The sequence below is a fragment of the Micromonospora sp. NPDC004540 genome (genome assembly GCF_040610095.1).
Lineage (GTDB): Bacteria > Actinomycetota > Actinomycetes > Mycobacteriales > Micromonosporaceae > Micromonospora.
In genome coordinates this window covers 13,234-27,941 of record NZ_JBEXLR010000025.1, presented here as the reverse complement: position 1 = coordinate 27,941, position 14,708 = coordinate 13,234, and the positions used below count along the sequence as shown (strand labels likewise).

The 14,708-nt window shown below is 71.1% G+C and carries 13 protein-coding genes; 7 read left to right on the top strand and 6 right to left on the bottom strand.

Going from position 1 to position 14,708, the window contains the following annotated elements; genetic code table 11:
* Nucleotides 1-4 precede the first annotated feature (4 nt).
* From ABZV78_RS11650 to ABZV78_RS11630, 5 genes are all read left to right on the top strand, one after another.
* Nucleotides 5-1,174 (top strand): CapA family protein, encoded by a 1,170-nt coding sequence (locus tag ABZV78_RS11650; protein WP_355637730.1) that lies wholly within the window; start codon nt 5-7, stop codon nt 1,172-1,174.
* A 427-nt stretch (nt 1,175-1,601) separates the two neighbouring features.
* A complete protein-coding gene (locus ABZV78_RS11645) occupies nt 1,602-3,722 on the top strand; it encodes a HAMP domain-containing protein (protein WP_355637728.1) in 2,121 nt (706 codons plus the stop codon).
* A 1-nt stretch (nt 3,723) separates the two neighbouring features.
* Nucleotides 3,724-4,968 carry a poly-gamma-glutamate synthase PgsB gene (gene pgsB, locus ABZV78_RS11640; RefSeq protein WP_355637726.1) on the top strand — a complete coding sequence of 415 codons (1,245 nt, stop codon included), beginning with the start codon at nt 3,724-3,726 and terminating at the stop codon, nt 4,966-4,968.
* Complete coding sequence (locus ABZV78_RS11635) at nt 4,965-5,450, top strand: poly-gamma-glutamate biosynthesis protein PgsC/CapC (RefSeq protein WP_355637724.1); 486 nt, start codon at nt 4,965-4,967, stop codon at nt 5,448-5,450. Before pgsB ends, ABZV78_RS11635 begins: the two co-directional genes overlap by 4 nt.
* Before the next feature lie 37 nt (nt 5,451-5,487).
* Nucleotides 5,488-6,534, top strand: a complete 1,047-nt coding sequence (locus tag ABZV78_RS11630) for an NlpC/P60 family protein (RefSeq protein WP_355637722.1) — start codon at nt 5,488-5,490, stop codon at nt 6,532-6,534.
* A gap of 90 nt (nt 6,535-6,624) precedes the next feature.
* On the opposite strand, the gene mshC is transcribed toward ABZV78_RS11630, so the two are convergent.
* The 4 genes from mshC to ABZV78_RS11610 all read right to left on the bottom strand — a co-directional run bounded on the left by mshC (nt 6,625) and on the right by ABZV78_RS11610 (nt 10,153).
* Complete coding sequence (gene mshC / locus ABZV78_RS11625) at nt 6,625-7,863, bottom strand: cysteine--1-D-myo-inosityl 2-amino-2-deoxy-alpha-D-glucopyranoside ligase (RefSeq protein ID WP_355637720.1); 1,239 nt, start codon at nt 7,861-7,863, stop codon at nt 6,625-6,627.
* A gap of 67 nt (nt 7,864-7,930) precedes the next feature.
* Nucleotides 7,931-8,749 carry an SCO1664 family protein gene (locus ABZV78_RS11620; RefSeq protein ID WP_355637718.1) on the bottom strand — a complete coding sequence of 273 codons (819 nt, stop codon included), beginning with the start codon at nt 8,747-8,749 and terminating at the stop codon, nt 7,931-7,933.
* Nucleotides 8,746-9,327, bottom strand: a complete 582-nt coding sequence (locus ABZV78_RS11615; protein ID WP_355637716.1) for a DUF3090 domain-containing protein — start codon at nt 9,325-9,327, stop codon at nt 8,746-8,748. Before ABZV78_RS11615 ends, ABZV78_RS11620 begins: the two co-directional genes overlap by 4 nt.
* 112 nt (nt 9,328-9,439) lie before the next feature.
* Entirely contained in the window at nt 9,440-10,153 is a 714-nt protein-coding gene (locus ABZV78_RS11610) for a histidine phosphatase family protein (RefSeq protein ID WP_355637788.1), read from the bottom strand.
* 869 nt (nt 10,154-11,022) lie between these two features.
* Between ABZV78_RS11610 and ABZV78_RS11605 the strand changes: the two genes are divergently transcribed.
* Complete coding sequence (locus ABZV78_RS11605) at nt 11,023-11,601, top strand: hypothetical protein (protein ID WP_355637714.1); 579 nt, start codon at nt 11,023-11,025, stop codon at nt 11,599-11,601.
* A 60-nt stretch (nt 11,602-11,661) separates the two neighbouring features.
* On the opposite strand, the gene ABZV78_RS11600 is transcribed toward ABZV78_RS11605, so the two are convergent.
* Complete coding sequence (locus tag ABZV78_RS11600) at nt 11,662-12,498, bottom strand: undecaprenyl-diphosphate phosphatase (RefSeq protein WP_355637712.1); 837 nt, start codon at nt 12,496-12,498, stop codon at nt 11,662-11,664.
* The gene (locus ABZV78_RS11595; RefSeq protein ID WP_355637710.1) at nt 12,495-13,547 is read right to left on the bottom strand and encodes an LLM class F420-dependent oxidoreductase; all 1,053 of its coding nucleotides are present in this window, start codon (nt 13,545-13,547) and stop codon (nt 12,495-12,497) included. The genes ABZV78_RS11600 and ABZV78_RS11595 overlap by 4 nt, the downstream gene beginning before the upstream one ends.
* Nucleotides 13,548-13,714: 167 nt before the next feature.
* Between ABZV78_RS11595 and ABZV78_RS11590 the strand changes: the two genes are divergently transcribed.
* Nucleotides 13,715-14,686 carry an aldo/keto reductase gene (locus ABZV78_RS11590; RefSeq protein WP_355637708.1) on the top strand — a complete coding sequence of 324 codons (972 nt, stop codon included), beginning with the start codon at nt 13,715-13,717 and terminating at the stop codon, nt 14,684-14,686.
* Nucleotides 14,687-14,708: the final 22 nt, after the last annotated feature.

Below are 14,708 nucleotides of genomic sequence, written 5' to 3'. Positions count from 1 at the left end.
CGAGATGCGTGCATTCGTCGTCCGCGTCGCGCTCGTCACCGCGCTGGTCGTAGACCCGGCCGGCGGGTGGGCGCAGGGCGGTGACCTCGCCCGCGAGCGCCTGTCACCGCAATCTGCGGCAACCGCCGTGCAACGGGCGGCGGGCACGCCACGCCAGGTCAGCATCCTGGGTTCCGGTGACATTCTCGTGCACCCGCCGACGTGGCGGCAGGCGCGGGCCGACGCCGCGGCGGCCGGCCGCGCCGGGTACGAGTTCGACCCGATCTTCGCCTCGATCCGCCCCGACGTCGAGTCGGCAGACCTGGCCATCTGTCACATGGAGGCCCCTCTGGGGCCCGGCGAGCCCAGGGACTTCCCACGCTTCAGGGCCCCCACCGATCTGGCCCCCGCGGTCAGGACCGCTGGCTACGACGCCTGCTCCACCGCCAGCAACCACTCCCTGGATCAGGGCGAGCGAGGCGTGTACGACAACCTCGACGCCCTGGACGCGGCCGGTCTGCGCCACACCGGAACCTTCCGTAGCGCTGCCGAGCAGGCCACGCCGGCGATCTACGGGGTCAACGGGGTCAAGATCGGTCATCTCTCCTGGTCGATGCACTTCAACGGGCTGGAACCGCCAGCCGGCAAGGCGTGGCTGGCCAACCGCATCGACGTCGCCGCGATCCGCGCCGCCGCCGCCGCTACCCGCAGGGCCGGAGCGCAGATCATCGTGCTCTCCGCCCACTGGGGCACAGAGATGAGTCACACACCAGACGGCCAGCAACTGTCCTGGGCCAGACAGCTCATCACCGACCCGAACATCGACCTGATCATCGGTCACCATGCCCACGTCGTGCAGCCGTTCGAGCGGGTCGGCGACGAGTGGATCGCCTACGGTGTCGGGAACACCCTCGCCCGCCACGATTTCCCGAAGGACGCCAACCGGGAGGGGGTCCTGGCCAGGTTCACGTTCACCGAACAGCCCAACCGGCGGTGGGTCGTCACCAACGCCGAGGCCATCCCGATCTGGCTCTCCCTCAAGCCGACCATCCGCGTCCTCGACCTGCCCGGCACCCTCGACCAGCTGCCCGCCGGCGACCGCCGCCGCGCCCTCTACACCTCGGCCGAGGATCGAATCGCCGGATATCTCGACAGCCGTGGCGCCCTCGCCGCCGGGCTTCGTGTGCGGCGTTGAGATGGCCCCGGCCAAGCCGGGCACGCGAGTCATCCCGGCGGGGTGAGGTTCCCTCACCCCGCCGCGTTCGATCATCGGGTCCTACCGCTCGGTGCCGTCGGCAGGCCGGGCCCGCGGAAGCCCCACGTCGCCCTCGAGTTCATCCCGGCTGGGTGAAGTCTCCTCACCCTGCCGCGTTCGATGATCGAGATGGACCGCGCAACTTCGACGTCGCCGAGAGCGAAGGGTTGCCATGAAGAGAAAGCGCCGAGGCGAACAGATCCCGCCCGACCGGAGCCCCCATCGGTCGAGATTTCGCGGACGCGCGCCGGTAGCGTCGGTGCCCTCCGATCCGCCGCAGGAGCAGGTGGTCCCCTGGCGGCGCCGGGCGCTCGAGCAGCAGCTACCGAGCGCCGGATTTCCTGCGGGCTCCGGTAAGCCGTCGCTGGTGTATCTCTGGGTGGTCATGATTCTGGCGGCGGCTGTCGTGCTCGGGTTCGCCGTGAACAGCCATCGGGGCGTCCCCCCGGCCGTGGTCGATTCGCAGCGGGACAACGTATCGAAGGTCGCCGCCGGCATGCGACTGTCCATCAATCACTACGTGGAGGACCTCGACCAGCGAATCGCGTCGCGTTCCCCGACGACGCCCGACGCCGAGCTTCTCAAGCAGGTGGTGGGAAACGGGACGGAGTGGAGCGGGGCCGCGATCGTGGAGACCGCCTCCCGGCGCCCGTTGGCGACCGCCGGCAGCGGCGTGCCCATGGAGCTGCTGCCGCCGACGCTGCCCGCCAAGGACACCATTCCGATCACCACCCCTGACGGGCCGGCGCTGGTCCGAAGCATCGCGCTGGACGGCTCGCGGACCCTGCTGGCGGCGCAACCGCTCGACATCGACGAGCTTCGGCTCAATCCCACCGCCCGACAGGGCATCTTCTTGATCACCCCGGATGGCAAGAGCACCCTGATGCAGGGGATCAGCGCCGTACCCGACATTCACCTGCCGACGGTCTTCGGAGGGCTGGGGCAGTCCCAGGCTGCCGAGGGCCACCCGATCAAGGTGACCGAATGGGTGAACAAGCAGCTGGTCGTGTCCTCCGCTCCGGTCGGCGACACCGGGGCGACGGTCGCCACCCTCATCGTCGCCGACGAGGTGGGCGGCACCTCCACCGTGCACGGCTTCCTGCTCGGCCTCAGCCTGCTGGCGCTGGCGGTGCCGAGTTTCCTGCTGATGAGGCTGGCGCTGGTCAGCCCCGTACGGTCGCTGGTGACGCGCGCCAAGGCCAACGCGTGTGGCGAGGTCCTCACCAAGCGGTACCCGCTGCGCGTGGCCGAGGCCCACCGCATCGCCCGGGCGCTGGCCCTCACGTCCGCCGACCCCCCGTCCGCCACACCCGGCCGCAAACGGTGGCGGTGGCGGTGGCGGCCGACTGTCACCCAGGGCCTGGCCGTGGCGACCGTCGTCGCCCTGCTCTGGCCGGCAGCGGCCGTCGCCTACACCCTCAACAGCCATGAGCCGCCGATCCCCAACCAGCTCGTCCGGGACGAGGAGAGCAGGGCCGAGGCGGCGAGCAACGTCATGGGCAAGGCCCTGAACAACGGCCTGCAGACGGTGACCCGCATCTCGCAGGCGTCCGAGACAGCCGCCGACCCGGCTCAACTGGCCCCGCTCCTGAAGCAGGAGATGGCCGACAAGCACCGGTTCCGCAGCCTCTACCTGATGGATTCGAGCGGATCGGTGGTCGGCTCCGCGGGACGCGAGCCGCTCCGGAAGGAGCCGCTGCACGGTGAGACCGGCATCGACCTGGACGGCGAAACGGCGCGGCTCCCGCTGGTGTACGCCTTTCGGGTCGCCCCGAACGGCGTGGCAACGGTCGGTGAGTTCGACGTCGACTACCTCCTGGAGATGCTGCGCGCGGTGGACGGGCAGGTCCGGGTCGTCGACGAGAACCTCCGTACGGTCTTCGACTCCAACGGCTTCCGTGCTTTCCAGCATCTGCAGGGCACCGCACGGGTTGCCGCCGCCGAGGCGCTGAAGGGTGGCACCGTGGGGATGGCGAAGACGCCCGACGGCAGGCCCGCCCTGATCGCCGCGGCCGGTCTGAACAAGCCCAACACGGTCGCACCGTTGAAGTGGTCGCTGGTGGTCGAGCAGGACCTGGCCGGGCTGCGGTTGCCGCAGAGCGACGGGCGGCGATGGACTCTGCTCGTCGCCGGCGCCACGGCGGGCGTCGTGCTGCTCACCCAGGTGTGGCAGTACTTCGTCTTCGCGCGGCCACTGCGCCGGCTTGCCACCGACGCTGACCGGATCAGCGACGGACAGCTCGAGGAGCCGATCTCACCACAACGGCACGACGACATCGGCGCGCTGGCGATGTGTCTGGAGGTCTGCCGTCAGGTCCGGCACACCGGCTCCGGACGGCTGGGCGGTGCCAGCCGGCTGCGCGGGACGGAGGACGACCGGACCGTCGTGCTCCCCCAGGTCCCGCCGCAGGCCGAAGCTCCTCAAAGCACGCTCTGGTACGGCGATCAGGCCGACTCTCGCCGCGACGACCGAGACGAAGGGAGTTGACGTGGCGTACCTCTACGTCGTTTTCGTCCTCTGCTGTGGGGCTCTGTTCGTCGCCGGCACCATCGAGCAGCGCAACCACTACCGCAACCTGGACCGGATTCCGGATCGCGTGCTGGTCAACGGTATTCGGGGCAAGAGTTCGATCACCCGGCTCTGCGCCGGCGCGCTGCGCGGCGGTGGCCGCGTCGTGGTGGCCAAGACGACCGGTACGGCGGCCCGCTTCATCTTCCCCGATGCCACGGAAGAGCCGGTGCACCGCAAGTTCGGCATCGCGAACGTGGTCGAGCAGATCGGCATCGTGCGCCGGGCCGCCGTGTACCACCCGGACACGCTGGTCATGGAGTGCATGGCCGTGATGCCGGCCCTGCAGGAGGTCAACCAGAGCAAGCTGATCCGATCCAACATCGGGGTGCTGTGCAACGTACGCGAGGACCACCTCACCGAGATGGGACCCACCCTCGACGACGTCGCCCGCTCCCTGAGCCGGTCCATGCCGGAGGGCGGGGTCTGCATCACGGCTGAGCGGGAACGGCTCCCGATCCTGCAGGAGGAAGCCGAACGGCGCGACTGCCGTCTCGTCGCGGTTGATCCCGAGTCGGTGAGTGACGACGAGATGAACGGATTCGGCTGGATCACCTTCAAGGAGAACGTCGCCATCGCGCTGGCGGTCGCCGGGGAGTTGGGCGTCGACCGGCAGAGCGCGCTCAAGGGCATGTGGGAGGCGCCACCCGACCCGGGCGTGCTCTCCGTGGCGCGGGTGATGCACGGCGACAAGCGGTTCCGGTTCGCCAACATCTTCGCCGCCAACGACCCCGAATCCACCTTCATGAACATCCAGCAACTGGAGGACCAGAAGCTCATCACGCGGCCGCTGACGATGGTGATCAACTGCCGGCCGGACCGGATCGAACGCAACGGTCAGATGGGTGAGCTGAGCGGCCGGGTGCGGCCGGAGCGGATCATCCTGATCGGAGAGGTGACCAAGAGCGCCCGTACGGCCGTCCCGACCGACCTCCAGGACCGGATTGTCGACCTCGGTGGCAAGCCCGACCCGGGCAGCCTACTGGAGGGCGTGGCGGCGGCAACCCCGGACGACTCCTCGATCGTTGCCGTCGGCAACATCCACGGACAGGGGGAGGTGCTGGTCCATCAGCTGGCGGATCTGCCGGGCTGGACCTGCGAGGACGGCTCGCCATCCGCCTCCACGATGCCCCGTAAGCCGACCGAAGAAAGGATTCACCGATGAACTTCGGCGGAGAACTCAGCGCCCAGCTGGCCACCGCGAGTCTCGGCATCGGACTGGTCTTTGCGCTGCTGTGCTATCTGACCACCAACCTCTCGCCCGGCGGCATGATCACCCCGGGCTGGATCGCGTTGACCCTCATCGAGGACCAGCTCCAGGCCGTGATCGTCGTGGCGGCGACCATCGTCACCTACCTCATCGCCCGGCTGATGCACCGGGTCATCATCCTCTACGGGAAACGGCTGTTCGCGGCGATCGTGCTGGTCAGTGTCCTTCTCCAATTGACCCTGTTCGTCATCGTCCAGCGTGACCTCCCACTGCTGTTCGCCCACCAGACGCTGGGCTTCGTCATCCCGGGACTCATCGCGTACCAGCTCGTGCGTCAGCCGCCCAGGGCCACCATCCTGGCGACGCTCGTCGTGACCGCGATCACGTTCGGTATCGCGTACAGCGGCGTCGTCGCCGGATTCGTGCCGGTGACCTGACCGCTTCCCCGAGAAACCCGGGAAAGGAGACGCAGGAATGAGCGACCGCAGGTTCTTCCGCAGGCCCGCTTTGCTGACCATCGCCGGGCTCGTCCTGCTGATCGCCGCAAGTACCCTCACCTACGTCGTGGCGCGACCGTCGCCAGGGGACGAACCCGTGCTGACGCTGGGCGGAGCGAAGGCCGAGGGTCAGGCGCGCGGCGCCTCGGGCTACACGTACCAGCGGTCGAAGGAACCGGACCGGACGGAGATCATCAACTCCTCAGGGGAACCGGTGGCGATCATGACCGATGGTGCGCGGACGGCGCACATCCACGGCCCGTCCCGGACGTTCGAGGAGCCGCGGTTCACGGATGCGAAGATCGAGACCGATATGTGGGTTCGGCTTGCACCGCAGCCGTGGCATGCCGGCGCCGAACAGGAGCAATGGTTCATGGACTGGTTCGCCGCAGCTCGCCGGGATCGCTCACCGGACGTGTTGGCGATCGCCTTCGACTACGTCGACGGCGCTCCGGTGAAGAAGGACAACCAGGGACAGCAGTATGCCGGCGACGCGTCGTTCGGGCCGCCGGACCCCGCGGACCCCGACGGTCGTCAGGAGCGCTCCGACTTCTACGACTACCTGGGTCAGGCGTGGTCGTTCCTCGATGGCAAGAGCGCCATGCCCGAGCCGCAGCGCCAGCTGGCGCTCGACTGCTCCGGCTATCTGCGGATGGTCTACGGTCACCGGCTCGGATATCCGCTGCTCGGTACGAACAACCCGGGCAACGGTCTGCCGCGCCGGGCCTACGCGATGGCCGAGGTGGGCCCAGGGGTCCAGCTGATGCCCAACTCCGGCCAGCGGGCCCGAGGGATGGACCGGCTGCTCCCTGGCGATCTGGTGTTCTTCAACGCCCAACCGGTACCGACCGGCCAGATCGACCACTCGGGCATCTACCTCGGCATCGACGACGGCGGGCACCATCGGTTCATCTCCAGCCGGTCGCAGACCGACGGCCCCACCATGGGTGACCTCTCCGGGGCACCGCTCTTGGACGGCATCGGCTACTGGCCGGACCGGTGGCGCACCGCCCGTCGGATCTGATCTGTCAGCGGCCGGAAGCTCCTGGAAGATCGCGAGAACAACGCCGGCGAGCCGGCCTGCGGGAACCAGAGGCCGGCGGCACCCAGGGGATCAGAGGCGGACGCCGAGCAGGGCGTCCACCGTGGCGGCGAAGAGCGCCGGGGCCTGCGGGTCGTCAACGGTGTCAGCCAGGGTCCGGTCGGCCCAGTCGTCGGCGAGAGCCAGCGCACCCGGCGTGTCCAGGTCGTCGGCGAGTCGGGCGCGTACCCCGGCGAGGAATGCCTCCCCCGACGGCCCGGCGGGGGCCGCGGCGGCCCGCCGCCAGCGGGCCAGCCGCTCCTGCGCCGCGACGAGCAGCTCGTCGGTCCACGAGCGGTCGCTGCGGTAGTGCCCGCTGAGCAGGGCCAGCCGGACCGCCATCGGGTCGACCTGGTCGGCCCGCAGCCGGGAGACGAAGACCAGGTTGCCGCGGGACTTCGACATCTTCTCGCCGTCCAGGCCGATCATGCCGGCGTGCACGTAGTGGTCGGCGAACGGGGCCTGCCCGGTCAGTCGCTCGGCGTGCGCCGCCGAGCACTCGTGGTGCGGGAAGAGCAGGTCGTTGCCGCCGCCCTGGACGGCGATCCGGTCGCCGAGCAGGTTCAGCGCGATGACCGCGCACTCGATGTGCCAGCCGGGGCGGCCGGCGCCCAGCTCGCCGCCCGGCCAGGACGGCTCGCCCTCGCGGGCGCCGCGCCACAGCAGCGGGTCCAGCGGGTCCCGCTTGCCGGCCCGGTCCGGGTCGCCGCCGCGCTCCGGGAAGATCTCCAGCATCTGCTCGCGGGACAGGTTGGACTCGTAGCCGAACGCGGGGGCGGCGGCGACGTCGAAGTAGACGTCGCCGGTGCCGTCGTCGAGCCGGTACGCCGCGCCGTCCTTGAGCAGCACGAGCACCTTCTCGGCGATGTCCGGGATCGACTCGACCGCGCCGACGTAGTGCGCCGGCGGGATGATCCGCAACGCCTCCATGTCCTCGCGGAACAGGGCGGTCTCCCGCATGGCCAGGACCTTCCAGTCCTCGCCGTCGCGCTCGGCCCGCTCCAGCAGCGGGTCGTCGATGTCGGTGACGTTCTGCACGTACCGCACGGTCAGGCCGGCGTCCCGCCACATCCGCTGCACGAGGTCGAAGGTGATCATCGTGGCGGCGTGCCCGAGGTGGGTGGCGTCGTACGGGGTGATGCCGCAGACGTACATGGTGGCCGCGTCGTCGGGCTGACTGGGGTGGAGACCTTGCCGCGCCGAGTCGTACAACCTCAGTGGCGTGCCCTTGCCCGGCAGCCGTGGCACCTCGTGTCCCGCCCAAGACTCCATGATTGCCAGCCTAACGATCCGTCAGGCACTCAGGTGGCACGCCTCGGGTGATCAACGCGACAACGGCTCACATCGGCGGCCACGGCATGGCCGGCCACTCCTCCGGCGGCAGCGGGAACCGCCCGGTCTCCCGCAGCCGGTCCACCCGGGCCGCCACCTCGGCGACCTCGCTGATGGTGAGGTGTTCGGACAGCTCGTCGCCGAGCGCTCCGGTGAGCTGGCCGGCGAGCCCGTCGAGCATCTCCACGGCGTCCGGCGGGAGCTGGCGGCCGGCCCAGCCCCACAGCACGGTGCGCAGCTTCTCCTCGACGTGGAAGCAGACCCCGTGGTCCACCCCGTAGATCCGGTCCTCGGGACCGACGAGCACGTGACCGCCCTTGCGGTCGGCGTTGTTGATCACGGCGTCGAGGACCGCCAGCCGGGCCAGCCGCGGGTCGTCGGCGTGCGCCAGCGCGTAGGCGGCCCCGTCGTCGTCGCGGGCTGCGGCGACCGGGAACCAGCGCGGCGGCACCGTCTCGGCCGGCACGAAGCCGACCAGCGGCTCCGCGTCCGCCGGCTCGTCGATCCAGAGCTGGCAGGAGCCGGGACCGAACGGCCCGTCCCGCAGCACGGTCGGCGGCACCAGGTCCCAGCCGGTGGCCTGGGAGACCAGGTAGGCCGAGACCTCCCGGCCGGCGAGCGTCCCGTCGGGGAAGTCCCAGAGCGGGCGCTCGCCGCGGACCGGCTTGTAGACGCAGTGCGCGGTCAGCCCGTCGAGGGTGATGATGCCGCGCAGGGTGGCGTTGGAGGCGTCGACCAGCCGCCCCTCCAGGATGAGCTCACCGTCGCTGAGCAGTCGCAGTGCGGCGGCGCCGTCCTGTCGGGGCTGAAGTTCCGACGAGGTCACCGGTGATAACCGTTGTGCCGGGGGCAGAGGTGACCGGCCGGGTCGAGCGGCTGGCCGCAGAGTGGGCAGGGCGGACGGCCGGCGTTGACCACCCGGCGGGCCCGCTCGATGAACGCGCGGGTCGCCTCGGGAGTCAGCCGGACCCGGAGCCGGTCGAGGTCGTCGTCCGGCTCGTCCGGGTCCTCGTCGGCGTCGTCGTCCGGGTCGCCCAGCTCGACCTCGACCTCCGCCTCACCGGCGGCGATCGCCTCGATCACCACGGTGGCGGAGTCGACGTCGAAGGCCAGGCCCAGGGTGCCGACCCGGAACTCCTCGTCGACCGGGGTGTCGAGCGGGTCGTTGTCGCCGGTCACCGGGGTCGCCGCCTCCGGAAGCTCGACACCGAACCGGCGCTGCGCCTCGGAGAGCAGCTCCTCCAGCTTCTCGGCGAGCAGGGACACCTGGACCTTCTCCAGCGCGACGCTGACCAGCCGGCCTCCGCCGCGCGCCTGGAGGAAGAACGTGCGCTCCCCCGGCGGGCCGACGGTTCCGGCGACGAACCGCTCCGGCGGCTCGAAGGCGTGCACCTGGTGGGTCATACCCACGACCCTATCCGGCGGGCGGAACCGTCGCGCAGCGCACCGACGCCGAATCCGCCCAGGGCGAAACGCCAGGGGCGACCACCGCCGCTCCCGGGCGTGGCGGGGCCGCTCACCGGGCCGCCCCGGCGCCGCCGCCCACCGCCGCGTCGGAGTCGGTCGCCCGGGTCGCCCGCCGGCGCCGCTTGCGCGGCGGCGGGACCAGCCCGGCCAGGTCGCCGCCGGTGTCGTTGAGCCGAACCAGGAAGGGCCGCAGCGGCGTGTAGCGGATCGCGGTCACCGACGCCGGGTCGGCCACGATCCGCTGGAACAGATCCAGGTGTACGCCGAGCGCGTCGGCCACGATCGCCTTGATCACATCGCCGTGGCTGCACGCCAGCCACACCGCCTCGGGCCCGTGCTCGGCGCTGATCCGAGCGTCCCAGGCGCGCACCGCGGCGACCGCCCGCGCCGACATCGCCGCCATCGACTCCCCCTCCGGGAAGACGGCGGCGCTCGGATGCTGCTGCACCACCGGCCAGAGCGGCTCCTTCGCCAGCTTCTTGAGCGGCTGCCCCTCCCAGGCGCCGTAACCGCACTCGATCAGCCCCTCCTCGACCACCGGCTCCACGCCGGGCAGGGCCAGCTCCAGCGTCTGCCGGCAGCGGATCAGCGGGCTCGTCACCACCGCCGCGAGGGGCAGCCCTCTGAGCCGCTCGCCGACCGCCGTGGCCTGGGCCCGCCCGGTCTCGTCCAGCTCGACCGGTTGCCGGCCGGCCAGGCCACCGTCGGCGTTCGCGGTGGTCCGGCCGTGTCGCAGAAGCAGAAGGGTCGCCACGCAGACCACCCTAGGCGCTCCCACCCCCTTGATCGACTCCACCACGGGATGTGGCGGTGTCGGCCAGGAGGTTGTGACGGCCGACACCTCCCCGGCCGGAACACCGGACCCGGTCGGGCCGTTGTGCAGAGCGTCGGTGTGCCCAGTGTCCCCGGGCCTCACCTAAATTGCCTTCGCGGAATACCGTTCGGCTGGAGCCGCGTCGCGCCACTCGCCGAGAGGCGACCTGCACACCGACACCCACAGCGCCGTCCGTCCCTCCGGGGCCGGGCGGCGCTGTTGTTTCCGCCCGGCCCCCTCGGCATCCCGGCGACGGCCGCCGCCGGCCGCGGGGGTTCGGCCCCTGCCCTCCATGCCGTCAGGTCGGGACGGATCGCGTCCGATCGCCCCAGGGGGGCCGAGCAAATGGGCCGATGGTGGTCGACGGGTCCCTGCCCGGAGTTGGAGTTAATGTCCGGTTAACCCATGGACTCGGTTGCCGGGTGGAACGCCATGGGTGTCACCGGGGCCCGGATACACCCACGGCGTTCCACTCGGCGGCTTCACCTGCCCTGCGGGAGTGCCTCGCTGAATGATGTGGGGCCGACTGTCCGGTTCGTGGGGGTGACCGGCCGCACCCGGGCGGCGGAATGGCGGCCGGGCCGGGGTCGTTGTATCCGGGTGAACGACCGAGGAAGGCGCCCCGCCGAGGTGGGTGTGCCGGGCCCGGAATGATGGTGGGCTGCCGGTCGTTGTACATGGTCCCGGCGCGACGAAGAGGCCCCCGCCCCGCGCGCCGATGATCCCCCCAAGACTTTCCTTGTTAGCGCCCGACGTGGTGCTTGCGCACGACCGACCCCCATCGGTCTGGTGCGCCAACCCCCGAATGGAGCTTTCCCATGAACACGATGCTGCGTAAGAGCGTGCTGGGTATTGCTGGTCTGGCTTTCACCGGTGGTGTGTTCGCCGGTCCGATCGCCGCCCACGCCGACGCTGCCCCCGTGCAGGGCACCAAGCCGGTCGCGGTGAGCGTGCAGGGTGACAAGCTGATCCCGCACGGTGTGCAGGGCGCCCAGTCGAAGATCACCCTGAACGACGAGCAGACCGCCAACGCCAAGGCGATCATCGCCGCCACCAAGAAGGCCGGCCTCCCGGAGCGCGCCGCGGTCATCTCGATCGCCACGTCGCTGCAGGAGTCGAAGCTGGAGAACCTGGGCCACCTCGGCGACCGCAACGACCACGACTCGCTGGGCCTGTTCCAGCAGCGCCCGTCCTCGGGTTGGGGCACGCCGGAGCAGATCACCGACCCCGAGTACTCCACCCTGGCGTTCCTCAAGGGCCTGAAGCAGGTCGACGGCTGGCAGGACATGCCGCTGACCGAGGCCGCGCAGACCGTGCAGGTCTCGGCCTACCCGGACGCCTACGCCCAGTGGGAGCAGCAGGCCGCCGACATCGTCAACCAGCACTGGAACAGCTGAGCCAAACGCTGGCCGGCACCCCGAACACGGGGTGCCGGCCAGCGGCGTCTGCGGGTCAGCTCAGGTGGCGTCGATCGTGCCGGTGAGCAGCAGGCAGAGGACCAGGGAGCCGAGCGCCACCCGGTAGAGGACGAACAGGTACAGGGTGTGGTGCGCGACGTAGCGCAGCAGCCAGGCGATGGCCGCGTACCCGATGGCGAAGGCGATCACCGTGGCGACGACCATCTGCGCCACGCTCGGCGCGGCGGTGCCGGGCGCGGACGGCTCGAAGACGTCCGGGATGCTGAACACGCCGGAGATCACCACGGCCGGGATGGCCAGCAGGAACGAGTAGCGCGCCGCCGTCTCGCGGGTGAGGTTGAGCAGCAGGCCGGCGGTGAGCGTGCCGCCGGAGCGGGAGACACCCGGGATCAGCGCCATGGCCTGGGCGAACCCCATGATGACGCCGTCGCGCATCCGGAAGTTCTCCAGCGTGCGGGTCTGCCGCCCCCAGTACTCGGCGAAGGCCAGCACCAGCCCGAAGCCGATCAGCGTGCCGGAGATCAGGTACAGGTTCCGGCCGGCGGTGCGGATCTCGTCCTTGAACAGCAGCCCGAAGATGCCGATCGGGATCGTGCCGACGATGACGTACCAGCCCATGCGGTAGTCGAGGCTCGATCGGACCGAGCGGTCGACCAGGCCCAGGCACCAGGTCCGGACGATCCGCCAGATGTCCTTGAAGAAGTAGATGAGGACGGCGGCCTCGGTGCCGAGCTGGGTCACCGCGGTGAACGACGCCCCGGCGTCCCGGCCGAAGAAGATCGCCGACGTGATCCGCAGGTGCCCGGAGGACGAGACGGGCAGGAACTCCGTGAGCCCCTGGACGATGCCCAGGACGATGGCCTCGACCCAGGTCACTCGCCGACTCCGGAGAGGTCCAGCGCCTCGGCGACGGTCCGCAGGGTCTGCACGCCGCTGTCCCGGTCCGCCACGAAGAGGGTGACCGACAGGGTGGTCACGCCCGCGGCGGCGTACTCCCGCATCCGTTCGGCGATGCGCTCCTTCGGGCCGAGCAGCGAGGTGCGGTCGATGAACTCCATCGGCACCGCGGCGGCCGCGTCGCGCTGCCGCTTGGCCAGGTAGAGGTCCTGCACCTCGCGGGCGGCGTCGCCGTAGCCCATCCGGGTCGCGAGCTGGTTGTAGAAGTTCTGCTGCCGGCTGCCCATGCCGCCGACGTAGAGGGCGGCGTACCAGCGGACCAGCTCGGCGCAGGTGGCGATGTCGTCGCCGACCACCACCGGCACCGACGGGACGACGTCGAAGCCGGCCAGCTCCTTGCCGACCTTGGCCCGGCCGGCACGGACCGAGGCGAGCTGCTCCTCGGCGAACTCGGGGGCGTAGAAGACGGCGAGCCAGCCGTCGGCGATCTCGCCGGCCAGCTCCAGGTTCTTCGGGCCGACCGCCGCCAGGTAGATCGGGATGTGCTCGCGCGGCGGGTGGAAGCCCAGCCGCAGCGCCTTGCCCGGGCCGTCCGGGAGCGGCAGCGTGTAGTGCTCGCCGTCGTACGCGACCTCCTTGCGGGCCACCGCCAGCTTCACGATGTCGACGTACTCGCGGGTGCGGGCCAGGGGCTTGGCGAAGCGGACGCCGTGCCAGCCCTCGGAGACCTGCGGGCCGGAGACGCCCAGGCCGAGCCGGAACCGGCCGCCGGAGAGGGCGTCGATGGTCGCCGCGGTCATCGCGGTCATCGCCGGGGTGCGGGCGGGGATCTGCATCACCGCGGCGCCCACGTCGATCCGCTCGGTCTGGCCGGCCATCCAGGCCAGCATGCTGGGCGAGTCGGAGCCGTAGGCCTCCGCGGCCCACACCACCGAGTAGCCGAGCCGATCCGCCTCCTGGGCCAGTGCCAGGTGGTCGGCCGGCGTGCTCCACGCCGTCTGGTATCCGAGGCTGAGCCCGAGTCGCACTGGTCCTCCCACCATCCGCACCACAGGTCGCATCAGGTTACGCAATGGGGGCGGCGGCGCGGATCACCGGCTCGCCTCGAACACGTCACACCCGCCTGGCAGGTCGGGCAGGAACTTGACTCCGGGCGAGGATATCCGTGACGCCGGGTTCGAAATAAGGTTCACCCATGCAACAGCGACCGCTCGGCCGAAGCGGGCTGGCGGTTTCGCGGCTCGCGCTCGGCACCATGACCTGGGGACGGGACACCGATGCCGACGACGCGGCCGCCCAGCTGAAGAGTTACCTCGACGCGGGCGGCAACCTCGTGGACACCGCCGACGTCTACGCCGACGGCGACGCGGAGTCGGTGATCGGTTCCCTGCTGGGCAGCCTGGTCCCCCGCGACGACCTGCTCATCGCCACCAAGGCGGGGCTGCGGCCGGGCAGCGGCCGCCGCCGGGACGGCTCCCGGGGGCACCTGCTGCGCACCCTGGACGCCTCGCTGCGCCGGCTCGGCACCGACCACGTCGACCTCTGGCAGGTGCACGGGTACGACCCGGACACCCCGCTGGAGGAGACGCTCTCCGCGCTCGACCACGCGGTGTCCAGCGGCAGGGCCCGCTACGTCGGGGTGTCGAACTTCTCCGGCTGGCAGACCGCCCGCGCCGCCGCCTGGCAGGCCGCCTGGCCGGGGCGCGCGCCGGTGGTCGCCGCCCAGGTGGAGTACTCGCTGCTGGAGCGGGGCGTGGAGCGCGAGGTGCTGCCGGCCTGCGCGGCCATGGGGCTGGGCGTGCTGCCCTGGTCGCCGCTGGGCCGCGGGGTGCTCACCGGCAAGTACCGCAACGGCCGCCCGGCGGACTCGCGGGCGGTGTCGCCGCACTTCGAGCGTTTCGTCGCCACCTACCTGGAGCCGCGCTGCTCCAGCATCGTGGAGGCGGTCGCCATCGCGGCCGGCGGCCTGGGCGTGTCGCCGCTGGAGGTGGCGCTGGCCTGGATCCGGGACCGGCCCGGGGTGACCGCGCCGATCCTCGGCGCCCGCACCGTGGGGCAACTGCTCGGCGCGCTCCAGGTGGAGCGGATGACCCTGCCGGAGGAGATCGTCACCGCGCTGGACGACGTCTCGGCGGTGCCGGTGGGCTACCCGGAACGGGACGGCTGACCCCGCCCGGCCGGCCGGGGCT